Origin of the sequence: Escherichia sp. MOD1-EC6098 (genome assembly GCF_002965865.1) — a bacterium.
GTDB classification, from domain to species: domain Bacteria; phylum Pseudomonadota; class Gammaproteobacteria; order Enterobacterales; family Enterobacteriaceae; genus Escherichia; species Escherichia marmotae.
In genome coordinates, this window is record NZ_PTSN01000012.1 from 143,767 (window position 1) to 168,105 (window position 24,339).

Consider the following 24,339-nt stretch of genomic DNA (forward strand, 5'->3'; position numbering starts at 1 on the left):
ATGAAAAAAGGCCACCTGAAAAGTGTGGCCTGATGGGAGTGAGATGTAAACATTGCGGCAGTTGTATTGCCGGATGCGGCGTAAACGCCTTATCCGGCCTACCGCCGCGATCTGTAGGCCGGATAAGACGCGTCAAGCGTCGCATCCGGCAAATAGCACCTGGTAGATAATTACTGATTACCCACCTGATCGCCATACGGTAGAGTGTCGTAATCGATCAGCGCATTTTTCTTATACGGGTTACCAATCCAGCGGGTGGTTTCTTTGAATTGCGGGTTCACCACCGAACGGGTTGGATCGTAACCGTCGTAAGATAAGCCCGCCAAATCCGACCAGGTGTGGATCAGTTCAGCCAGGCTGTATTTACGATCGACATCCTGCGAGAAATCACGCGGATGAGTCGCCTGCCATTTTTCCGACGTCCACAGCAGGAACGGAATGGTGTACATGTGGCGCGTCGGGTTGTCTTCATTACGCCCCTGAGTTTTATGCGGTGGTGTGTCATAAACCTCTTCACCGTGGTCAGAGAAGTAAACCAGGAAACCATTCGGATCAGCAGCTTTAAAGTCTTTAATCAGGCTGGCAACTACGTGATCGTTGTACAAGTTGGCGTTGTCGTAATCGTTATACGATTCCAACTCTTCTGCGCTTAATCCCGGCGGCACGTGATCGGTATTGCCATCAAACTTGCCCTGATCTTCCGGGTAACGATATTTGTATTTGATGTGCGTACCCAGCAGATGAACGATGATCAGTTTCTTCGGCGCGGGGTCCTTCAGCACTTCCTGGAACGGCTTCAGCACGTTGGTGTCGTATTCACGCGCACTCTGTGTGCGTTGCTGGTTCATGTAGTACTGTTTATCGGTCTGGCGCGAAAATACCGTCAGCATGGTGTTGCGGGCGGTCATCGTTTGCTGGTTGGTGATCCAGAACGTTTTATAACCCGCCTGTTTCATCATGTTCATCAGCGACGGCTGCGTCAGGTACAGATCCGGATTCTTTTCGTTGGCGAAAGTCAGCGCCTGTTGCAGGATTTCAATGGTGTACGGACGCGATGTGACCACATTATTGAACACGGTCAGGTTTGGGTCGGTTTTATGCAGCGCATCCAGTTCAGGCGTGGTTTCACGCGGATAACCGTACAGGCTCATGCGTCCACGCTGGGTTGATTCGCCAATCACCAGTACTAAGGTGCGCGGTTCGTTGCCCGATTCGTCTTTGAAATTAGCCAGCGGCGGTAATGCGTTATTTTCATTCAGTAGTTTCGTCAGTGAGTTAAGTTGCTGGCGATACTGATAATAACCTGTCAGGAATTGCCACGGCGCGGCGGGTTCCATGCGCGATGCCAGATTATCCAACGTTTTCTCAAACGGTTTGTTTTTGATAAACGTGTTCATGGCGATCGGGTGCAGAATCAAACCATAAAGCAGGGCAAAAGAGACAACATAACGCCACGGCTTCGGAATATAGACCGGGCGCAGGCGTGTCCATAGCAGAACTGCCACTGCTGTATAGGCCAGCGCGATAAGCACAATCTTCAGGCTGAAATACTGGCTTAAATACTCGCTGGCTTCGTTGGTGTTGGTTTCAAACATCACAAACAGAACGCTCTGCGAGAACTCCTGACCGTATATGACGTAGTAACACAGCGCCGCCAGAGAGGCCGCCCACAGCATCACGCCGATTACCGCAGCGATAATTTTAATCCGCTTCGGAAAGAGGAATACCGGGATCAACCACAGCGAACTAAACAACAGCGAGTCGCGCATGCCGTTAGTACCGCTGTAGCCGCTGACGTAAATAATGACCTGTAGTAGGGTAGAGAAAAACCAAAAGTAGAGCAGTGCCCAACCCAGGGCTTTCCAGCTAAAAAGGGGTTTAGCCTGGACTTCTGTGGAATGCATAGTAAGAACCTGTCTCGAAAAAATAGCGCCGAATGTAAGGGTAAAACCTTAAGGATATCTGAAGAGATATCCAGGATTTGAATAAAATGCAGACAGAAATATATTGAAAACGAGGGAGTTAGAACAGAAGTATTTCAGAAAACCCTCGCACTATTGCACGAGGGTTGATAGAGGGAGGGATTAGCCGGTATTACGCATACCTGCCGCAATCCCGGCAATAGTGACCATTAACGCTTGTTCTACGCGGGGATCCGGTTCATGACCTTCTTTTTCCGCCTGGCGGGAGCGGTGCAGTAGCTCTGCCTGCAACACGTTCAGCGGGTCGGTGTATATATTCCGTAGCTGAATAGACTCGGCAATCCACGGCAGATCCGCCATCAGATGGGAATCGTTGGCAATCGCCAGCACCACTTTGATGTCTTCTTCTTGCAGATTGCGTAACTCTTTACCTAACGGCCACAGTTCTTTGTCGACCAGGCGTTGGTCATAGTATTCCGCCAGCCACAGATCCGCTTTTGCGAACACCATCTCCAGCATTCCCAGACGTGTTGAGAAGAACGGCCAGTCGCGGCACATGGTTTCCAGTTCGTTCTGTTTGCCATCTTCGACCACTTTTTGCAGCGCTGTACCCGCCCCCAGCCAGGCGGGAAGCATCAGGCGGTTTTGCGTCCAGGCGAAGATCCACGGAATGGCGCGCAGTGATTCGACGCCGCCGGTTGGGCGACGTTTCGCCGGACGTGAACCCAACGGCAGTTTGCCCAGTTCCTGTTCTGGCGTAGCGGAACGGAAGTAAGGAACAAAATCTTTGTTTTCACGCACGTAGCCACGATAGACATCGCAAGAGATGACCGACAGTTCATCCATAATCCGACGCCAGCTCTCTTTCGGCTCTGGCGGTGGCAGCAGGTTGGCTTCCAGAATCGCCCCGGTGTACAGCGACAGGCTGCTAACGGTGATTTCCGGTAGACCGTATTTAAAGCGGATCATCTCGCCCTGTTCGGTCACACGCAGGCCGCCTTTCAGACTTCCCGGCGGTTGCGAAAGCAGTGCTGCATGTGCTGGTGCGCCACCGCGGCCAATGGAACCGCCGCGACCGTGGAACAGCGTCAGTTCAATACCCGCCTTTTCGCAGGTTTTGATTAACGCATCCTGTGCCTGATACTGCGCCCAGGATGCCGCCATCACGCCCGCATCTTTTGCTGAGTCGGAATAGCCAATCATTACCATCTGTTTGCCCTGAATCAGACCGCGATACCAGTCGATATTCAGCAGTTGGGTCATAACATCGTTGGCGTTGTTCAGGTCATCGAGGGTTTCAAACAGCGGTGCGACCGGCATCGCGAATCCAATCCCCGCTTCTTTCAGTAGCAGGTGGACAGCCAGTACGTCAGACGGTGTTTTCGCCATCGAGATCACGTAGGCGGCAATGGAGCCTTGCGGCGCTTCGGCAATCACCTGACACGTATCGAGCACTTCGCGCGTTTCGGCGCTTGGTTGCCAGTTGCGAGGCAGCAACGGACGTTTAGAGTTCAGTTCGCGGATCAGGAACGCCTGTTTGTCGGCCTCTGACCAGCTTTCGTAGTCTCCGATGCCGAGGTAGCGGGTCAGTTCACCCAATGCTTCGGTATGATGAGTACTCTCCTGGCGGATATCAATACGCACCAGCGGTACGCCGAAACATTTCACGCGGCGCAGAGTATCGAGCAGATCGCCGTTGGCGATAATCCCCATGCCACATGCCTGAAGTGACTGGTAGCAAGCGTAGAGCGGCTCCCATAATTCTTCGTTCTGTGTCAGCAGGCCTTCCGGTTTTGGCAGTTCTTCACCTTTCAGGCGCGCTTCCAGCCACGCCTGGGTCGCCATCAGGCGAGAACGCAGGTTTTTCATCAGATAGCGATACGGCTCTGCAGCACCTTCTTCACCGACCAGCGCCAGCAGTTCAGGTGTTGCTTCAACCATCGACAACTCGGAGACCAGAACCTGAATATCTTTCAGGAACAGGTCAGTTGCTTTCCAGCGACTGAGCAGAAGTACGTGACGGGTGATGTCGGCGGTGACGTTTGGGTTGCCATCGCGGTCGCCGCCCATCCACGAGGTAAAACGAACCGGAACAAATTCTACCGGCAGTTTGTAGCCCAGGTTTTCTTCCAGTTGCTCATTCAGTTCGCGCAGGTAATTCGGCACGCCCTGCCACAGGCTGTTTTCTACTACTGCAAAACCCCATTTGGCTTCATCAATTGGGCTTGGGCGTAGTTTGCGGATTTCATCGGTATGCCACGACTGAGCGATCAACTGGCGCAGACGGCGCATTAATTGGTGATGTTCGTAGTCAGCGAGATCTTTGTTGTCGAGCTGTTTTAAGCAGGCGTTCACTTCCACCATTTTGTGGATCAGTGTGCGGCGGGTGATTTCGGTTGGGTGTGCGGTAAGAACCAGTTCCAGCGACAACGATTCAACCGCTTTTTTGATAGTTTCTTCGCTAAGGTCTGGCTGGTTTTTTAGTTTACGCAGGGTACGGGCGATCACTTCCGGATTGCTGGCAGCCTCACCTTTTGGCGAAATGCTGTGGTATTGCTCGGCGGTGTTGGCCAGGTTCAGGAACTGGCTAAACGCACGCGCAACGGGTAGCAGCTCGTCGTTCGACAAATTTTGTAAGGTGGTGAGCAACTCCTGGCGGTTAGCATCATTGCCAGCGCGTGAAGATTTGGACAACTTACGGATAGTTTCTACGCGTTCAAGAATGTGTTCTCCCAACGCATCCTTGATGGTTTCTCCCAGCACTTTGCCGAGCATACTGACATTACTGCGCAACGCGGAATATTGTTCGTTCATATGACCCCAGACACCCCATCTTATCGTTTGATAGCCCTGTATCCTTCACGTCGCATTGGCGCGAATATGCTCGGGCTTTGCTTTTCGTCGTCTTTTATAAAGCCACGTAAACGCGGTGACGTCAAATGCTGCGAAATCGCTTCAGCAAACGAATAAATAGCAGGGATTTACGCCATTAAATTCACGACGTTTTAAATAAGCGTAACTTATGGGAATGTTAAAAATTCGCCTCGCGTAACACCAAATACGTAGGTCGGATAAGATGCGCAAGCATCGCATCCGACATTATTGCGGCGCTGGAGTTTGGCAGCAGTGCCGGATGCGGCGCGAGCGCCTTATCCGGCCTACGGTTGGGCATCATTTGAGTCACTGTAGGTCGGATAAGATGCGCAAGCATCACATCCGACATTACTGCGGTGCTGGAGTTTGGTAGCAGTGCCGGATGCGGTGCGAATGCTTTGTCCGGCCTACGGTTGGGCATCATTTGAGTCACTGTAGGTCGGATAAGATGCGTAAGCATCGCATCCGACATTATTGCGGCGCTGGAGTTTGGCAGCAGTGCCGGATGCGGCGCGAGCGCCTTATCCGGCCTACGGTTGGGCATCATTTGAGTCACTGTAGGTCGGATAAGATGCGCAAGCATCACATCCGACATTACTGCGGTGCTGGAGTTTGGCAGCAGTGCCGGATGCGGCGCGAGCGCCTTATCCGGCCTACGGTAGGGCATCATTTGAGTCACTGTAGGTCGGATAAGATGCGCAAGCATCGCATCCGACATTATTGCGGCGCTGGAGTTTGGCAGCAGTGCCGGATGCGGCGCGAGCGCTTTGTCCGGCCTACGGTTGGGCATCATTTGAGTCACTGTAGGTCGGATAAGATGCGCAAGCATCGCATCCGACATTATTGCGGCGCTGGAGTTTGGCAACAGTGCCGGATGCGGTGCGAACGCTTTGTCCGGCCTACGTTTTAATGCCAGCAAAAATGCTGAATCACTTGGGTGATCAACTCGCGGGTGGGTTTAATAAACCGTGTCTCCAGATATTCATCAGGCTGATGGGCTTGATTGATTGAACCTGGTCCTAACACCAGCGTCGGGCATAGCGTCTGAATAAACGGTGCTTCGGTACAGTAGTTCACCACTTCGGTCTGTGCGCCGAGCAATTTCTCAACCACTTCAACCAGTTGATGATTCGGCGGGCACTCATAGCCAGGGATCGGCGGATGCAGTTCTTCGACCGTCAGACGACCCGGCCAGCGTTCGCTTACCGGTGCCAGCGCGTCGTTGAGCAAGCCGTTAAGTTCATTGAGCGTCATGCCTGGCAGCGGACGAATATCCATATGCAACTCACAGCAGGCGCAAATTCGGTTAGATGCGTCACCGCCGTGAATATGCCCGAGGTTGAGCGTGGGATACGGTACGGTAAACGCTTCATAGTGATAGCGTTCTTTAAGGTCGTCACGTAATTGTAAAATATGGCCGATGGCGTCATGCATCAGCTCGATGGCATTCACCCCGCGTGCCGGATCGCTGGAGTGCCCCGACTGACCCATAATGCGAATGGCGTTAGAAATATGGCCTTTATGTGCGCGTACCGGTTGCAGTGACGTCGGTTCGCCAATGATGGCGCAATCCGGGCGCAGGGCGGTGGTTTCGGCAAAATAACGCGCTCCGGCCATACTGGTTTCTTCATCGGCAGTCGCCAGAATGTAGAGCGGCTTTGCAAGCTTCGTGACGTCGACATCGCGTAGTGCATCAAGGATAAACGCAAAGAAGCCTTTCATGTCGGCGGTGCCCAGACCATAGAGCTTGCCGTCATGCTCAGTCAGCGTAAACGGATCGCGCGTCCAGCGCCCGTCATCAAACGGCACGGTATCGGTATGCCCCGCCAGCAACAAGCCGCCAGCGCCGTGTCCGCAACTTGCCAGCATATTAAATTTGTTGCGTGTTCCCGGCACGGGCTGCACTTCCACATTGAAGCCCAAATCTTTGAACCAACCCGCCAGCAGAGTGATTAAATCTGCATTGCTTTGATCGAGCGCTTCTTCCGTGGCGCTTATTGAAGGTGTGGCAATCAGAGCACGGTAGATCTCGATAAATGGCGGTAATTTGTTTTTCATTGTTGACACACCTCTGGTCATGATAGTATCAATATTCATGCATTAATTGTGAATAAAAATACACTAACGTTGAGCGTAATAAAACCCACCAGCCGTAAGGTGAATGTTTTACGTTTAGTCAGGCAAACAGACATAAGAAGGTGAATAGCCCCGATGTTGAATACGCTGATTGTGGGTGCCAGTGGTTACGCTGGCGCAGAGCTAGTGACCTATGTAAATCGCCATCCGCATATGAACATAACCGCTTTGACTGTTTCAGCGCAAAGCAATGATGCGGGAAAGTTAATCTCCGATTTGCATCCGCAGCTCAAAGGCATCGTTGATCTGCCGCTGCAGCCGATGTCGGATATCAGCGAGTTTAGCTCAGGGGTGGATGTGGTGTTTCTCGCCACTGCCCATGAAGTTAGCCACGATTTAGCACCGCAGTTTCTTGATGCAGGCTGTGTGGTATTCGACCTTTCCGGCGCATTCCGCGTTAACGACGCCGCCTTCTATGAAAAATATTACGGCTTTACCCATCAATACCCGGAACTGCTGGAGCAAGCCGCTTATGGTCTGGCGGAGTGGTGCGGCAATAAATTAAAAGAAGCGAATTTGATTGCGGTGCCGGGGTGTTACCCGACGGCAGCGCAGTTGGCGCTTAAACCGTTGATTGATGCCGATCTTCTAGATCTCAATCAGTGGCCGGTCATCAACGCCACCAGCGGTGTAAGCGGTGCAGGACGTAAGGCAGCGATTTCTAACAGCTTTTGTGAAGTCAGCCTGCAACCATACGGTGTCTTTACCCATCGCCATCAACCGGAGATCGCTACACACCTTGGTGCTGACGTGATCTTCACCCCGCATCTGGGCAATTTCCCGCGCGGCATTCTGGAAACGATTACCTGCCGTCTGAAACCGGGCGTGACCCAGGCGCAAGTAGCACAAGTGTTGCAACAGGCATATGCGCATAAACCGCTGGTACGGTTGTATGACAAAGGCGTTCCGGCGCTGAAAAACGTTGTCGGGCTACCGTTCTGCGATATCGGTTTTGCCGTTCAGGGCGAGCATCTGATTGTGGTGGCGACCGAAGACAACTTATTGAAAGGTGCGGCGGCACAGGCAATCCAGTGTGCCAATATTCGTTTCGGCTATGCGGAAACGCAGTCTCTTATTTAAGGGTGCAATGATGAATCCATTAATTATCAAACTGGGCGGCGTATTGCTGGATAGTGAAGAGGCGCTGGAACGGCTGTTTAGCGCACTGGTGAATTATCGCGAGTCTCATCAGCGTCCGTTGGTGATTGTTCACGGCGGCGGCTGCGTGGTGGATGAGTTGATGAAAGGGTTGAATCTGCCGGTGAAAAAGAAAAACGGCTTGCGCGTGACGCCTGCGGATCAGATAGACATTATCACTGGCGCACTGGCGGGAACGGCAAATAAAACCCTGCTGGCGTGGGCGAAGAAACATCAGATTGCTGCTGTGGGGCTGTTTCTCGGTGATGGCGACAGCGTCAAAGTGACCCAGCTCGATGAAGAGTTGGGCCATGTTGGACTGGCGCAGCCAGGTTCGCCTAAGCTTATCAACACGTTGCTGGAAAACGGTTATTTGCCGGTGGTCAGCTCTATTGGTGTGACGGACGAAGGGCAACTGATGAACGTCAATGCTGACCAGGCCGCGACGGCACTGGCGGCAACGCTGGGTGCGGATCTGATTTTGCTTTCTGATGTCAGTGGCATCCTCGACGGTAAAGGGCAACGAATTGCTGAGATGACCGCGGCGAAAGCAGAACAACTGATTGAGCAGGGCATTATTACTGACGGCATGATTGTGAAAGTGAATGCGGCGCTGGACGCTGCACGCACGCTGGGCCGCCCGGTGGACATCGCCTCCTGGCGTCATGCGGAACAGCTTCCGGCACTGTTTAACGGTATGCCGATGGGGACGCGGATTTTAGCTTAATTTTTGTTGGCCGGAGGCACAGCTTCCGGCATTGAATTTCAAAATAAGGAAACAGAGTTATGGCACTTTGGGGCGGGCGTTTTACTCAGGCAGCAGATCAACGGTTCAAACAATTTAATGACTCATTGCGCTTTGATTACCGTCTGGCGGAGCAGGATATTGTCGGCTCTGTAGCCTGGTCCAAAGCCCTGGTAACGGTAGGTGTGTTGACCGCAGAAGAGCAGGTGCAACTAGAAGAGGCGCTGAACGTGCTGCTGGAAGACGTTCGCGCCAGGCCACAACAAATCCTCGAAAGCGACGCCGAAGATATCCATAGCTGGGTGGAAGGTAAACTGATCGACAAAGTGGGTCAGTTAGGCAAAAAACTGCATACCGGGCGTAGCCGTAATGACCAGGTAGCGACTGACCTGAAATTGTGGTGCAAAGAGATGGTCAGCGAGTTGCTGGCGGCTAACCGCCAGTTGCAATCGGCGTTGGTGGAAACGGCGCAAAATAATCAGGACGCAGTGATGCCGGGTTATACCCACCTGCAACGCGCTCAACCGGTGACGTTCGCTCACTGGTGCCTGGCCTATGTTGAGATGCTGGCGCGTGATGAAAGCCGTTTGCAGGACGCGCTTAAGCGTCTGGATGTCAGCCCGTTAGGTTGTGGTGCGCTGGCGGGAACGGCCTATGACATTGACCGTGAACAACTGGCTGGCTGGCTGGGTTTTGCCTCGGCAACGCGTAACAGCCTGGACAGCGTTTCTGACCGTGATCACGTACTGGAACTGCTTTCTGCCGCCGCCATCGGCATGGTGCATCTGTCGCGTTTTGCCGAAGATCTCATTTTCTTTAACACCGGCGAAGCGGGTTTTGTCGAACTGTCTGATCGCGTGACTTCCGGTTCATCCTTAATGCCGCAGAAGAAAAACCCGGATGCACTGGAGCTGATTCGTGGGAAATGTGGTCGTGTCCAGGGCGCATTAACCGGCATGATGATGACTCTGAAAGGGTTGCCGCTGGCCTATAACAAAGACATGCAGGAAGACAAAGAGGGCTTGTTCGACGCACTCGACACCTGGCTGGATTGCCTGCATATGGCGGCGCTGGTGCTGGATGGGATTCAGGTGAAACGCCCGCGTTGTCAGGAAGCGGCGCAACAGGGTTACGCTAACGCCACTGAACTGGCGGATTATCTGGTGGCAAAAGGCGTACCGTTCCGCGAGGCGCACCATATTGTGGGTGAAGCGGTGGTGGAAGCCATTCGTCAGGGCAAACCACTGGAAGAACTGCCGCTGGCTGAGTTGCAGAAATTCAGCAAGGTGATTGGAGAAGATGTGTATCCGATTTTGTCGTTGCAATCGTGCCTCGACAAACGTGCGGCAAAAGGCGGCGTCTCACCGCAGCAGGTGGCGCAGGCGATTGCTTTTGCAAAGGCGCGGTTGGTGTAACTTGTTTATATCGCTCCCCTGAAAACGGGGAGTTTGCCTTATCATGCCTATGTAGTGTTGCGCTTTGTAAGCCAGATAAGGCGTTTACGCCGCATCTGGCAGGAATTTATCATCATCCTGATGCCCCTGAGTTTTACGTCCAGCCACAGCCATTCTTCGTCACATTCCTTTTAATTCTTGCGTCTTCTTTACGTTTACTTTTCCTATAAAAATCATTTTCAAATACATCAAACAATACATATTTTAATTAATTGAATATAATTAATTTCTATTGCTGTGTTCATTTTTAAGATTAATGGAATTTGTTATGTGATTATTTAACGTGTTGTTTTAACGATGATGGTTAATATTGTAGACAATATTTGAGGATATTTCTGTTCCTCGGCGGAAAATTTTATTTTTAATGTGATCACGGTTGAATAATCACTTTTTCTTCCTTGTATGGTAGTAGGCATAAAATTAAGTTTAAAACGTCTATTTAAAACACAGGAGAGTGCAATAATGAAAATTATTGCTGCGGACGTTTTTGTCACTTGCCCCGGGCGTAATTTCGTTACGCTTAAAATAACCACTGAAAGCGGACTTTGTGGGTTGGGAGATGCCACATTAAATGGTCGTGAATTGTCGGTCGTTTCCTATCTGAAAGATCATCTTTGTCCACAATTAATAGGTCGCGATGCCAGCCGTATCGAAGATATCTGGCAATTCTTTTATAAAGGTGCTTACTGGCGGCGTGGCCCCGTCACGATGTCGGCAATCTCTGCCATTGATATGGCGTTATGGGATATCAAAGCTAAAGCAGCCAATATGCCGCTGTATCAACTGCTGGGTGGCGCTTCTCGCGAGGGCGTGATGGTCTATTGCCACACCACCGGGCGTACAATTGATGAAGTCCTTGAAGACTATGCAAAACACCAGCAAATGGGCTTTAAGGCGATTCGGGTGCAGTGCGGCGTGCCGGGTATGCAAACTACCTATGGCCTGGCGAAGGGAAAAGGGCTGGCTTACGAACCGGCAACCAAAGGCCAGTGGCCGGAAGAACAATTGTGGTCTTCAGAAAAGTATCTCGATTTTACGCCGAAGCTCTTTGAGGCCGTGCGCAACAAGTTCGGTTTTAATGAACATCTGTTGCATGACATGCACCATCGCCTTACCCCTATTGAAGCGGCGCGCTTTGGTAAGAGCATTGAAGATTACCGCCTGTTCTGGATGGAAGACCCGACACCTGCCGAGAATCAGGAATGTTTCCGTTTGATTCGCCAGCATACCGTGACACCAATTGCGGTCGGAGAAGTCTTTAATAGTATCTGGGATTGTAAGCAGTTAATCGAAGAGCAGTTAATTGACTATATCCGCACGACGATTACCCATACTGGTGGAATTACCGGGATGCGACGGATTGCCGATTTTGCATCGCTTTATCAGGTGCGTACCGGTTCGCATGGCCCTTCTGATTTATCGCCCATTTGCCATGCGGCAGCGCTGCATTTTGATCTCTGGGTGCCTAACTTCGGTGTTCAGGAGTACATGGGTTATTCCGAACAAATGCTTGAGGTCTTCCCGCATAGCTGGCGCTTCGACGCGGGTTATATGCACCCAGGCGATGAACCAGGGCTGGGTATCTCCTTTGATGAGAAGCTGGCGGCGAAATATCCGTATGATCCGGCGTATCTCCCCGTTGCGCGTCTGGAAGACGGTACATTGTGGAATTGGTAGTGATTTAAGCGAAACCGTATATCTGTCGCTTAATTTATTTATTGAGTAATCAAATCTATTCAATTTTCTCAAGGAGTATAAAAATGGATGTTGATTTGCCAGGTAGTGTTGCGGGTAATAAACCGCAACGGATTCGCCGTATTCAGACGGTGGCGCTGGTTTTATTATTTATGGCGGGAATCGTTAATTTTCTCGATCGCTCATCATTGAGCGTGGCAGGCGAGGCGATTCGTGGCGAGTTAGGATTATCAGCCACAGAGTTTGGCGTTTTACTTTCTGCATTTTCTCTGTCTTATGGTTTTTCACAACTGCCTTCCGGTATTTTGTTAGATCGTTTTGGTCCACGAATTGTGTTAGGCGCAGGATTAATATTCTGGTCATTAATGCAGGCATTAACAGGAATGGTTAATTCCTTTAGCCACTTTATTATTATGCGTATTGGACTGGGTATTGGTGAAGCGCCGTTTATGCCTGCGGGGGTGAAATCTATCACCGACTGGTATGCGCAAAAAGAACGCGGCACGGCGCTGGGGATCCTTAACTCATCTACCGTTATCGGTCAGGCCATCGCGCCCCCTGTTCTTGTATTGATGCAACTGGCGTGGGGCTGGAGGACGATGTTTGTCATCATCGGCCTGGCGGGGATTCTGGTTGGGATTTGCTGGTACGCATGGTATCGCAACCGGGCGCAGTTTGTCCTGACCGATGAAGAACGAGCGTATCTCTCTGCACCGGTTAAGCCGCGTCCACAATTGCAATTTAGCGAGTGGCTGGCGCTGTTTAAACATCGGACAACCTGGGGGATGATTTTAGGTTTCGCTGGTGTCAACTATACCGATTGGCTCTACATTGCGTGGTTACCCGGTTATTTGCAGGCTGCGCAAGGTTTCAGTCTGGCAAAAACCGGCTGGGTGGCGGCGATTCCTTTCCTTGCGGCGGCAGTCGGGATGTGGATCAACGGTATTGTTGTCGATAGGCTGGCGAAAAAAGGCTACGACCTGGCGAAGACGCGTAAAACGGCCATTGTTTGCGGTTTGATGATGTCGGCATTAGGGACGTTGCTGGTGGTGCAATCTTCCTCGCCTGCGCAGGCGGTGGCGTTTATCTCAATGGCGCTGTTCTGCGTGCATTTCGCGGGAACATCGGCATGGGGACTGGTGCAGGTGATGGTGTCAGAAACAAAAGTGGCTTCCATCGCTGGTATTCAAAACTTTGGCAGTTTTGTCTTTGCTTCCTTTGCCCCGATCGTGACCGGCTGGGTAGTGGATACTACGCACTCGTTTAATCTGGCGCTGGTTATTGCGGCCTGCGTGACCTTCATCGGCGCGCTGTGTTACTTCTTTATCGTCAAAGATCGCATTGAATAAATATTGGGTCTGGCTCTCTTGTGGGAGCCGGGCGAAATAAAAAAAAGCGGATCCTGGAGATCCGCAAAAGTTCACGTTGGCTTTAGTTATTCGAGTTGAGAAACTCTCGAAACGGGCAGTGACTTCAAGGGTTAAAGAGGTGCCGCTCCGTTTCTGTGAGCAATTATCAGTCAGAATGCTTGATAGGGATAATCGTTCGTTGCTATGCTACCTATCGCCATGAACTATCGTGGCGATGGAGGATGGATAATGAATATTCGTGATCTTGAGTACCTGGTGGCATTGGCCGAACACCGCCATTTTCGCCGTGCGGCAGATTCCTGCCACGTCAGCCAGCCAACCCTGAGTGGGCAAATTCGTAAGCTGGAAGATGAGCTGGGCGTGATGTTGCTGGAGCGGACCAGCCGTAAAGTGTTATTCACCCAGGCGGGAATGCTGCTGGTGGATCAGGCGCGTACCGTGCTGCGTGAGGTGAAAGTCCTTAAAGAGATGGCAAGCCAGCAGGGCGAGACCATGTCCGGGCCGCTGCACATTGGTTTGATTCCAACGGTCGGGCCTTACCTGCTACCGCATATTATCCCGATGCTGCACCAGGCTTTTCCGAAGCTGGAAATGTATCTGCATGAAGCCCAGACCCATCAATTACTGGCGCAACTGGACAGCGGCAAACTCGACTGTGTGATCCTCGCACTGGTGAAGGAGAGCGAAGCATTCATTGAAGTGCCGTTGTTTGATGAGCCAATGCTGTTGGCAATCTATGAAGATCACCCGTGGGCTGATCGTGAATGTGTACCGATGGCCGATCTGGCCGGGGAAAAACTGCTGATGCTGGAAGATGGTCACTGTCTGCGCGATCAGGCAATGGGCTTCTGCTTTGAAGCGGGGGCGGATGAAGATACACACTTCCGCGCGACCAGTCTGGAGACGCTGCGTAACATGGTGGCGGCTGGTAGCGGTATCACTTTACTGCCTGCGCTGGCCGTGCCGCCGGAGCGTAAACGTGATGGCGTTGTTTATCTGCCGTGCATTAAGCCAGAACCACGCCGCACTGTTGGCCTGGTTTACCGTCCGGGTTCGCCGCTGCGCAGTCGCTATGAGCAACTGGCAGAGGCCATCCGTGCAAGAATGGATGGCCATTTCGGTAAAACGTTAAAACAGGCGATTTAAGCCGTTTAGCGCCGCGACCCGATAGGCTTCCGCCATAGTCGGGTAGTTAAAGGTGGTGTTGACGAAGTACTCAATCGTGTTGCCGCCACCTTTCTGTTCCATAATCGCCTGACCGATATGAATAATTTCGGCAGCGCGCTCACCAAAGCAGTGAATTCCCAGAATCTCTTTTGTTTCCCGATGGAACAAAATTTTCAACGTGCCCACGTTCATCCCGACAATTTGCGCACGAGCCAGATGTTTAAACTGGGCGCGGCCCACTTCATACGGCACTTTCATCGCGGTCAGTTGCTGTTCCGTTTTACCGACCGAGCTGATTTCCGGAATGGTGTAGATGCCGGTAGGGATATCTTCAATCAGATGCGCGGTGGCTTCGCCTTTCACCAGCGCCTGTGCGGCAATGCGTCCCTGGTCGTAGGCCGCCGACGCCAGGCTTGGATAACCAATCACGTCGCCCACCGCGTAAACGTGCGGCTGCGCGGTCTGGTACATGCTATTGACCTTTAGCTGACCGCGGCTGTCAGTTTCCAGTCCAATGTTCTGTAACGCCAGTGAATCGGTATTACCGGTGCGACCGTTGGCATAGAGCAGGCAGTCTGCTTTCAGCTTTTTGCCTGACTTCAGGTGCATGATCACGCCGTCGTCACAGCCTTCGATCTTCTCGTACTCTTCGTTGTGACGGATCACCACGCCACTGTTCCAGAAGTGATAGGAGAGAGAATCTGACATCTCCTGATCCAGAAATGCCAGCAGGCGATCACGGGTGTTGATCAGATCGACTTTCACATCCATTCCACGGAAGATCGACGCATATTCGCAGCCGATCACCCCGGCACCGTAGATAAGTACATGGCGCGGTTCGTGATGCATGCTAAGAATCGAGTCGCTGTCGTAAATGCGCGGATGGGTAAAATCGACGTCTGCCGGATGATAAGGGCGAGAACCGCAAGCAATGACATATTTTTCTGCGGTCAGCGTTTCGACCGTGCCGTCAGGGCAATCCAGCGCCAACGTGTGCTCGTCAACAAAGCGAGCGTTCCCCTGCAATATTTCGCAGTGATTACGTTCGTAAAATCCCTGACGCATGCGCGTTTGTTGATTAATCACATTATCGGCATGGTTGAGGATATCGGCAAAAGAAGAGCGGAGCAGCCGTGAATGATCGCTATAAAGAGGGTTTTGATTAAATTCTATAATGCGGCTGACAGCGTGACGGAGGGCTTTCGACGGAATGGTGCCCCAGTGGGTGCAACCGCCGCCAACATTTTGATAACGCTCGATAACTGCGACGCGCGCACCTTGCTTAACCAGACCCATTGCAGCGCCTTCGCCGCCGGGGCCGGAACCTATTACTATGGCATCGTAATCGTAGGAATGTGACATGGTAGGGCTTACCTGTTCTTATACATAAAAGCAACAGAATGGTAACATTTTATCGCGGGTAAGCCAATTGATCCCCGTCATTTATCTGGTTATATCGTGAGCGGCCTTTGCTTTGTCTGCTCCTTCCCTGTCTCATTAATTCGCAATTAAACGCTTTTTCTTATGGCAGATAGTTTTATCTTGCTGAAAAGTGCCTTTTTGTTATTGTCTCCGTGAAATCATTTTATAAAACAAATAGATAAACATTTTATATTGATTGGTTATTTGTATTTATACCATCAATGCAATCCGTTAATTAGCCTGTTTATCAGTGAATAAAGGAATAGCCGATGATCGAACACTCTATTCGTGGGTTTGAGGAAGAACTGCGCGAGATCCGCCATCAGATCCATGAAAATCCGGAGCTGGGGTTAAAGGAGTTTAAAACCAGTGCGCTGGTGGTGGAAAAGTTACGCCTGTGGGGTTATGAAGTTGAACAAGGGCTGGCGACGACGGGCGTGGTCGCTACCTTAAAAGTCGGTGACGGAGAGAAAAGTATTGGCTTGCGTGCCGATATGGATGCGCTGCCAATTTATGAAAATAGCGGCAAGTCCTGGGCCAGTAAACATCCCGGTTTAATGCATGCCTGCGGGCATGACGGACATACCACAATATTGCTGGGTGCCGCGCGCTATCTTGCTGAAACCCGCCGCTTTAACGGCACGTTGCGCCTTATCTTCCAGCCAGCGGAAGAAATGATTAACGGCGGCGAGATCATGGTTAAAGAAGGGCTTTTTGACCGTTTCCCCTGCGATGTCATTTTCGGCATGCATAACATGCCCGGTCTGCCAGTGGGTAAGTTTTATTTCCAGCCCGGAGCGCTGATGGCGTCAATGGATCAATTCCATATTACGGTTCGTGGTTGTGGCGGACACGGTGCGATCCCTCACAAAGCGATTGATCCGGTGCTGGTTGCCGCACATATCACCACCGCATTACAAAGCATTGTGTCGCGCAATGTCGATCCGCTGGAGGCAGCAGTCATTACCGTCGGCAGTATTGTTGCGGGTGAGGCCGCTAACGTCATTCCTGATAGTGCTGAGATGAAAATTAGCGTCCGCTCTCTTAGCCGTGAAACCCGGCAACTTCTGTTGGCTCGTATTCCCGCTCTGGCACAAGCCCAGGCTATCAGCTTTGGTGCTACGGCTGATGTGACGCATGTTAACGGTACTCCGGTGTTGGTCAACGATGAAGAGATGGCGCGCTTTGCCTGGCAGGTGGCGTGTAAAACGTTTGGTGAAGATCGGGCCGGGTTTGGCATCAAGCCTCTGATGGGCAGTGAAGATTTCTCTTTCATGCTGGAAGCCCAGCCGAAAGGTGCTTTTTTGCTGTTCGGTAATGGCGATGTCGGGGAAGGGGCATGCATGGTGCATAACCCAGGTTACGACTTCAACGATGCAAGTCTGGTTCCGGCAAGCAGCTACTGGGGCGCACTGGTGGAAGCCTGGCTGCAATAAATAAAACAACACACAACATCACTATCTGGCAAGGAACATGGAATGACGGCGATCGTAAATGAAACAGTGGACGTAAAGAAAAAGCCCAGCGGCAAACGGGTGATTTTTGCCTCGGCGTTTGGCAATGCGCTCGAATTTTTTGATTTTGGCGTTTACAACTTTTTTGTGGTCTATATCAGCACGCTTTTCTTTCCACCCAGTGCCGATCACAATGTCGCGCTGTTACTGGCATTTGCAACGTTTGGCGTGAGCTTTTTTATGCGCCCGCTTGGTGGGATTATCGTTGGTGCCTGGGCCGATCGTTTCGGGCGGAAACCGGCGATGGTGTTTACCATTGCCCTGATGAGTCTCGGTACGCTGATGATCGGCATTGCGCCAACATATGCGACGGCGGGATATTGGGGAACAGCGACGCTGGTGCTGGCGCGCCTGATTCAGGGCGTTGCGGCAGGCGGTGAAGTCGGTGCCTCAATGTCTTTGCTGGTTGAGTCAGCTCCGGCAAATCGTCGCGGCTTTTACAGTAGCTGGTCGCTGGCGACCCAGGGGCTGGCAACGACCTTTGGTGGTGTCGTCGCTTTGGGTTTGAGCGCATGGCTGCCGTTCGCCACAGGTTCAGAAACCGTAATGGCGGAGTGGGGCTGGCGTGTACCGTTTTTTATTGGTGTGCTGTTAGCGCCCATCGGTTGCTGGCTGCGCCTGAGTCTGGAAAACGATGTGCCTGAACCTGTGCACCATAAAAAAGCCGCAGCCAGCGAAAGCGCGTTTTCTCTGCTCTTGCAACATAAAGCAACCATCGTTAATGGTGTTTTACTCGCTATTGGTAGTACGGTTGCAACCTATATCTCCCTCTTTTACTACGGCACCTGGGCTGCGAAGTATCTGGCGATGCCTCAACACTATTCTCATGCAGCGATGTTACTGGCGGGCGTTATTACGTTTGTGGGGGCGTTGTTGGTGGGGATGCTGTGTGATTCGGTCGGGCGTAAAAAGCTGATTTTAATCTCCCGGGTGATGGTGTTGATCTGTAGCTGGCCATCGTTCTGGCTGTTGGTGAATTATCCCAGTCCCGGCATGTTGCTGACGGTGGTTTTCGTGATGGTCAGCTTCACCACGCTTGGCGGTGTACCGGTAATGTTGCTGATTTCCGAACTGTTACCGAAACGGATTCGGGCATTGGGCTTCGCACTGGTTTATAGCATTGGCGTAGCAATCTTCGGCGGGTTTGCGCAATACTTTGCCACGCAATCCATTGTGTTACTGGATAGCCTGACGGCGCCAGCGTGGTATCTGGGCGGAGGTACGTTGTTGTCGATGCTGGCGTTGTTGTTTGTGAAAGAACCGGCTAAAGAGTTGCAGTCAATGTGTTTTATTGCGTTACCGTTCATTCACAACACTGGAGCAATCCAGTATGTTCATTCTCTGGTATAGTGCCAACAGTACTTTTGGCAAGGATTTAGACATCGTGATGGGCGTAAGAGCGCAACAAAAAGAAAAAACCCGCCGTTCTCTGGTGGAAGCCGCATTTAGCCAATTAAGTGCTGAACGTAGCTTCGCCAGCCTGAGTTTGCGTGAAGTGGCGCGTGAAGCGGGCATTGCTCCCACCTCTTTTTATCGGCATTTCCGCGACGTAGACGAACTTGGTCTGACCATGGTTGATGAGAGCGGTTTAATGCTGCGCCAACTCATGCGCCAGGCGCGTCAGCGTATTGCTAAAGGCGGGAGTGTGATCCGCACCTCGGTCTCCACATTTATGGAGTTCATCGGTAATAATCCGAACGCCTTCCGGTTATTATTGCGGGAACGCTCCGGCACCTCCGCTGCGTTCCGTGCCGCTGTTGCGCGTGAAATTCAGCACTTCATTGCGGAACTTGCGGACTATCTGGAACTCGAAAACCATATGCCTCGTGCGTTTACTGAAGCGCAAGCCGAAGCAATGGTGACGATTGTCTTCAGTGCGGGTGCCGAGGCGTTGGATGTCGGCGTCGAACAACGTCGGCAATTAGAAGAGCGACTGGTACTGCAACTGCGAATGATTTCGAAAGGGGCTTATTACTGGTATCGCCGTGAACAAGAAAAAACCGCAATTATTCCGGGAAATGTGAAGGACGAGTAATGAAACAAGCAAATCAAGATAGAGGTACGCTGCTGCTGGCGCTGGTTGCAGGCTTATCGATCAATGGTACTTTTGCGGCGCTGTTTAGCTCCATTGTGCCATTTTCTGTATTCCCGATTATTTCCCTGGTGCTGACGGTCTACTGCCTGCATCAACGTTATCTTAATCGCACTATGCCGGTAGGTTTGCCGGGTCTGGCTGCTGCCTGTTTTATTCTCGGTGTTCTGCTGTACAGCACGGTGGTTCGTGCGGAATATCCGGATATCGGTTCTAACTTCTTCCCGGCCGTGCTGTCCGTCATTATGGTGTTCTGGATTGGCGCGAAGATGCGTAACCGTAAGCAGGAAATTGCTGAGTAATCAGTATCATGCTGGATGCTGGCGCATCCAGCATGGGTTTTACTTAGCGGTTAGTAATACGCCGCACTCCATATGGTGCGTGTAGGGGAACTGATCAAACAGAGCCAGACGTTCAACCTTGTGCGTCTGGCTTAATGTTTCCAGATTCTTACATAACGTTTCCGGGTTGCAGGAGATATACAAAATACGCGGATACGCCTGCACCATTTTCTCGGTTTCACTGTCCAGACCGCTGCGCGGTGGGTCGACAAAAATGGTTTCGCACTGATAACTCTTCAGGTCGATACCTTGCAGACGATTAAATTCGCGTACTCCATTCATCGCCTGAGTAAATTCTTCCGCCGCCATACGAATAATTTGTACGTTATCAATATGGTTAGCTGCGATGTTGTATTGCGCAGCAGCAACCGATGGCTTGGCGATTTCGGTGGCTAATACCCGATCAAAATTGCGCGCCAGTGCTAATGAAAAGTTACCGTTGCCGCAGTACAGCTCCAGCAAATCGCCTTTTGAGCCTTTGGTGACGTCCAGCGCCCATTCCAGCATCTGAATATTCATCGCCGCGTTTGGCTGGGTGAAACTGTTCTCCACCTGACGGTAGATCATCTCTTTTCCGGCGACCGGCAGACGCTCATCAATGTAATCCTGATCCAGCGCGATTTTTGTTTTCGTTGCCCGACCAATCAAATGCACATTCAGATTCTGCGCTCGCAGTGCATCGCGCAGGGCTTCTGCCTGCTGACGCCACTCGTCATCCAGCTTTTTATGGTACAGCAGAGAAACGACGGCCTGATTGCTCAATGTGGTGAGGTAATCAATCTGGAACAGCTTGTGACGCAGAACGGGATTATTACGCACACCCGCAATCATCGCCGTCATCAACTGGTTGATCAGTTCACTGGCGGCGGGGAAGCTATCTACGCGGATGCGGCTTTTGGTCTGTTGATCGAAAATGATGTGGTACAGGTCATCGCCATCGTGCCAGATGCGGAATTCTGCTCGCATCCGATAATGACTGACCGGCGAGCGAAACACTTCCGGAACCAGGTCAGAAAACGGCGCCATCATACTTTGTAAACGTACCACTTTTTCGGCTAACTGCGCTTCATACTGTTCTGTTGGAAGGTGTTCGGGGGTCATGATGTATCCTGAAAATGAAATGTACGCGGCGATTGTAGGGATTGCTCATCAGATGTCCAGATCTTGATGAATTCCTATTTATGCGCGACGTCTGGACAGCAACTTGTTACAACCTGTAGCATCCACTCGCCGGTCCTGTGAGTTAATAGGGAATCCAGTGCGAATCTGGAGCTGACGCGCAGCGGTAAGGAAAGGTGCGATGATTGCGTAATGCGGACACTGCCATCCGGTGGGAAGTCATCATCTCTTTGTATCCTCAGATACCCCTCCAAGCCCGAAGACCTGCCGGCCAACGTCGCATCTGGTTCTCATCATCGCGTAATATTGATGAAACCTGCGGCATCCTTCTTCTATTGTGGATGCTTTACAATGATTAAAAAAGCTTCGCTGCTGACGGCGTGTTCCGTCACAGCCTTTTCCGCTTGGGCACAGGACACCAGCCCGGATACTCTCGTTGTTACTGCTAACCGTTTTGAACAGCCTCGCAGCACTGTGCTTGCTCCAACTACCGTTGTGACACGTCAGGATATTGACCGCTGGCAGTCGGCCTCGGTGAACGATGTTCTACGTCGTCTGCCGGGCGTGGATATCACCCAGAATGGCGGTTCAGGTCAGCTCTCTTCTATTTTTATTCGTGGTACAAACGCCAGCCATGTATTGGTGTTAATTGATGGCGTACGCCTGAATTTGGCGGGGGTCAGTGGTTCTGCCGACCTTAGCCAATTCCCTATTGCGCTTGTCCAGCGAGTTGAATATATCCGTGGACCGCGATCTGCCGTTTATGGTTCTGATGCAATAGGCGGAGTGGTGAATATCATCACCACGCGGGATGAATCCGGCACGGAAATTTCAGCGGGATGGGGAAGTAATAGTTATCAGAACTACGATGTTTCTACGCAGCAACAACTGGGGGATAAAACACGGGTAACTCTGTTGGCCGATTATGCCCATACCCATGGATTTGATGTTGTCGCCTATGGCAATACCGGAACGCAAGCACAACCAGATAACGATGGTTTTTTAAGTAAAACGCTTTATGGTGCGCTGGAGCATAATTTTACTGACACCTGGAGCGGCTTTGTGCGCGGCTATGGCTATGATAATCGTACCAATTATGACGCGTATTATTCTCCCGGCTCACCGTTACTCGATACCCGTAAACTCTATAGCCAAAGTTGGGACACCGGGCTGCGCTATAACGGCGAGCTGATTAAATCACAACTGATTACCAGTTACAGCCACAGCAAAGATTACAACTACGATCCGCATTATGGTCGTTATGATTCGTCCGCTACGCTCGATGAGATGAAGCAGTACACCGTCCAGTGGGCAAACAACGTCACCGTTGGTCACGGTAATATCGGCGCGGGTGTTGACTGGCAGAAGCAAACTACGACGCCAGGCACTGGATATGTTGCAGATGGGTATGATCAACGTAATACGGGGATCTATCTGACCGGGGTACAACAAGTTGGCGATTTTACGTTTGAAGGTGCTGCACGCAGCGATGATAACTCACAGTTTGGTCGTCATGGCACCTGGCAAACCAGTGCTGGTTGGGAGTTCATTGAAGGCTATCGCTTTATCGCTTCTTATGGCACGTCGTACAAGGCACCTAATCTTGGGCAACTGTACGGTTTCTACGGTAATCCGGATCTGAACCCCGAGAAAAGCAAACAGTGGGAAGGTGCGTTTGAGGGTTTAACCGCCGGGGTGAACTGGCGTATCTCCGGGTATCGTAACGATATCAGTGACCTGATCGATTATGACGATCACATCCTGAAATACTACAACGAAGGGAAAGCGCGGATTAAAGGCGTCGAGGCGACCGCCAATTTTGATACCGGACCGCTGACACATACGGTGAGTTACGATTATGTCGACGCACGTAATGCGATTACCGACACGCCGTTATTACGTCGTGCTAAACAGCAGGTGAAATATCAGCTCGACTGGCAACTGTATGATTTTGATTGGGGTATTACTTACCAGTATTTAGGTACTCGCTATGATAAGGATTACTCATCTTATCCCTATCAAACTGTGAAAATGGGCGGTGTGAGCTTGTGGGATATTGCGGTTGCATATCCGGTCACCTCTCATCTGACTGTTCGTGGTAAAATAGCCAACCTGTTCGACAAAGATTACGAGACAGTCTATGGCTACCAAACTGCAGGACGGGAATACACCTTGTCTGGCAGCTACACCTTCTGAACCACGTCCCACCGTGCTGGTGTTTGACTCCGGCGTCGGTGGGCTGTCGGTCTATGACGAGATCCGGCGTCTCTTACCGGATCTCCATTACATTTATGCTTTTGATAACGTCGCTTTCCCGTATGGCGAAAAAAGCGAAGAGTTTATTGTTGAGCGCGTGGTGGAAATTGTCACTGCAGTGCAAGAACGTTATCCCCTTGCATTGGCGGTGGTGGCTTGCAACACCGCCAGTACCGTTTCACTTCCTGCATTACGCGAAAAGTTTGACTTCCCGGTTGTCGGCGTTGTTCCGGCGATTAAACCCGCAGCGCGTCTGACCGCTAATGGCATTGTTGGACTGCTGGCAACTCGCGGAACAGTTAAACGTTCTTATACCCATGAGTTGATCGCGCGTTTCGCCAATGAATGCCAGATAGAAATGCTCGGTTCGGCAGAGATGGTCGAGCTGGCTGAAGCGAAGCTGCATGGCAATGAAGTTTCTCTGGATGCACTAAAGCGTATCTTGCGCCCGTGGTTAAGAATGAAAGAGCCGCCAGATACTGTTGTTCTGGGATGTACCCACTTCCCTCTATTACAAGATGAACTGTTGCAGGTGCTGCCAGAGGGAACCCGGTTGGTGGATTCAGGCGCAGCGATTGCCCGCCGAACGGCCTGGTTACTGGAGCATGAAGCCCCTGATGCAAAATCAGTCGATGCGAATATTGCCTTTTGTATGGCAATGACGCCAGAAGCTGAACAGTTATTGTCCGTTTTACAGCGTTACGGCTTTAAAACGCTCGAAAAACTGACAGTTTCAGGCTGATTTGATTGAAACTTGCGCATTCGGAAAATTATTTTAAATTTCCTCTTGTCAGGCCGGAATAACTCCCTATAATGCGCCACCACTGACACGGAACAACGGCAAATAAGCCGCCGGGTCAGCGGGGTTCTCCTGAGAACTTCGACAGAGAAAAGCGAAAAAATGCTTGACTCTGTAGCGGGAAAGCGTATTATGCACACCCCGCGCCGCTGAGAAAAAGCGAAGCGGCACTGCTCTTTAACAATTTATCAGACAATCTGTGTGGGCACTCGAAGATACGGATTCTTAACGTCGCAAGACGCTAAATGAATACCAAGTCTCAAGAGTGAACACGTAATTCATTACGAAGTTTAATT

At 51.4% G+C, this 24,339-nt stretch carries 17 protein-coding genes, 1 pseudogene and 1 riboswitch; of the genes and pseudogenes, 12 read left to right on the forward strand and 6 right to left on the reverse strand.

The window, feature by feature from the left end; genetic code table 11:
* Positions 1–170: 170 nt before the first annotated feature.
* From C0K55_RS14090 to argE, 4 genes are all read right to left on the reverse strand, one after another.
* A complete protein-coding gene (locus C0K55_RS14090) occupies positions 171–1,904 on the reverse strand; it encodes a phosphoethanolamine transferase CptA (protein ID WP_016249364.1) in 1,734 nt (577 codons plus the stop codon).
* A 180-nt stretch (positions 1,905–2,084) separates the two neighbouring features.
* Positions 2,085–4,736, reverse strand: a complete 2,652-nt coding sequence (ppc, locus tag C0K55_RS14095) for a phosphoenolpyruvate carboxylase (RefSeq protein WP_105266101.1) — start codon at positions 4,734–4,736, stop codon at positions 2,085–2,087.
* A 217-nt stretch (positions 4,737–4,953) separates the two neighbouring features.
* A complete protein-coding gene (locus C0K55_RS14100) occupies positions 4,954–5,715 on the reverse strand; it encodes a hypothetical protein (RefSeq protein ID WP_157942771.1) in 762 nt (253 codons plus the stop codon).
* Complete coding sequence (gene argE / locus C0K55_RS14105) at positions 5,703–6,854, reverse strand: acetylornithine deacetylase (protein WP_105266099.1); 1,152 nt, start codon at positions 6,852–6,854, stop codon at positions 5,703–5,705. Before argE ends, C0K55_RS14100 begins: the two co-directional genes overlap by 13 nt.
* A gap of 153 nt (positions 6,855–7,007) precedes the next feature.
* Here argE and argC point away from each other — a divergent pair, with 153 nt between their 5' ends.
* The 6 genes from argC (at position 7,008) to oxyR (ending at position 14,479) form a co-directional block, all read left to right on the forward strand.
* Complete coding sequence (gene argC / locus C0K55_RS14110) at positions 7,008–8,012, forward strand: N-acetyl-gamma-glutamyl-phosphate reductase (protein ID WP_105266098.1); 1,005 nt, start codon at positions 7,008–7,010, stop codon at positions 8,010–8,012.
* Between the two features lie 7 nt (positions 8,013–8,019).
* Positions 8,020–8,796 carry an acetylglutamate kinase gene (gene argB / locus C0K55_RS14115; RefSeq protein ID WP_001362445.1) on the forward strand — a complete coding sequence of 259 codons (777 nt, stop codon included), beginning with the start codon at positions 8,020–8,022 and terminating at the stop codon, positions 8,794–8,796.
* Positions 8,797–8,855: 59 nt separating this feature from the next.
* Positions 8,856–10,229, forward strand: a complete 1,374-nt coding sequence (gene argH, locus C0K55_RS14120; protein WP_001240113.1) for an argininosuccinate lyase — start codon at positions 8,856–8,858, stop codon at positions 10,227–10,229.
* A gap of 501 nt (positions 10,230–10,730) precedes the next feature.
* On the forward strand, positions 10,731–11,945 hold the full coding sequence (gene manD / locus C0K55_RS14125) for a D-mannonate dehydratase ManD (protein ID WP_105266097.1): 1,215 nt from the start codon (positions 10,731–10,733) through the stop codon (positions 11,943–11,945).
* 83 nt (positions 11,946–12,028) lie between these two features.
* Positions 12,029–13,312, forward strand: a complete 1,284-nt coding sequence (locus tag C0K55_RS14130) for an MFS transporter (RefSeq protein WP_105266096.1) — start codon at positions 12,029–12,031, stop codon at positions 13,310–13,312.
* A 249-nt stretch (positions 13,313–13,561) separates the two neighbouring features.
* A complete protein-coding gene (oxyR, locus tag C0K55_RS14135; protein ID WP_001025929.1) occupies positions 13,562–14,479 on the forward strand; it encodes a DNA-binding transcriptional regulator OxyR in 918 nt (305 codons plus the stop codon).
* Here oxyR and sthA read toward each other — a convergent pair.
* A complete protein-coding gene (sthA, locus tag C0K55_RS14140) occupies positions 14,462–15,862 on the reverse strand; it encodes a Si-specific NAD(P)(+) transhydrogenase (RefSeq protein ID WP_000019889.1) in 1,401 nt (466 codons plus the stop codon). The genes oxyR and sthA overlap by 18 nt on opposite strands.
* Positions 15,863–16,191: 329 nt before the next feature.
* Here sthA and C0K55_RS14145 point away from each other — a divergent pair, with 329 nt between their 5' ends.
* The 4 genes and pseudogenes from C0K55_RS14145 to C0K55_RS14160 all read left to right on the forward strand — a co-directional run bounded on the left by C0K55_RS14145 (position 16,192) and on the right by C0K55_RS14160 (position 19,830).
* Entirely contained in the window at positions 16,192–17,358 is a 1,167-nt protein-coding gene (locus C0K55_RS14145; protein WP_105266095.1) for a M20 aminoacylase family protein, read from the forward strand.
* A 42-nt stretch (positions 17,359–17,400) separates the two neighbouring features.
* Positions 17,401–18,714: pseudogene (locus C0K55_RS14150) on the forward strand (citrate-proton symporter); the annotation flags it as partial.
* Between the two features lie 106 nt (positions 18,715–18,820).
* On the forward strand, positions 18,821–19,471 hold the full coding sequence (gene fabR, locus C0K55_RS14155) for an HTH-type transcriptional repressor FabR (RefSeq protein WP_001309117.1): 651 nt from the start codon (positions 18,821–18,823) through the stop codon (positions 19,469–19,471).
* On the forward strand, positions 19,471–19,830 hold the full coding sequence (locus C0K55_RS14160; protein WP_000806410.1) for a YijD family membrane protein: 360 nt from the start codon (positions 19,471–19,473) through the stop codon (positions 19,828–19,830). Before fabR ends, C0K55_RS14160 begins: the two co-directional genes overlap by 1 nt.
* A gap of 39 nt (positions 19,831–19,869) precedes the next feature.
* Here the strand turns inward: C0K55_RS14160 and trmA are convergent, their stop codons facing one another.
* Positions 19,870–20,970, reverse strand: coding sequence for a tRNA (uridine(54)-C5)-methyltransferase TrmA (trmA, locus tag C0K55_RS14165; protein WP_000187026.1), 1,101 nt, complete (start codon positions 20,968–20,970; stop codon positions 19,870–19,872).
* 113 nt (positions 20,971–21,083) lie between these two features.
* Positions 21,084–21,274: riboswitch (cobalamin riboswitch) on the forward strand.
* Between the two features lie 65 nt (positions 21,275–21,339).
* Between trmA and btuB the strand changes: the two genes are divergently transcribed.
* The gene (gene btuB, locus C0K55_RS14170; RefSeq protein WP_000591341.1) at positions 21,340–23,184 is read left to right on the forward strand and encodes a TonB-dependent vitamin B12 receptor BtuB; all 1,845 of its coding nucleotides are present in this window, start codon (positions 21,340–21,342) and stop codon (positions 23,182–23,184) included.
* Positions 23,129–23,986: a glutamate racemase gene (murI, locus tag C0K55_RS14175; protein WP_000201835.1), complete on the forward strand. Its 858-nt coding sequence runs from the start codon at positions 23,129–23,131 to the stop codon at positions 23,984–23,986. The genes btuB and murI overlap by 56 nt, the downstream gene beginning before the upstream one ends.
* Positions 23,987–24,339: the final 353 nt, after the last annotated feature.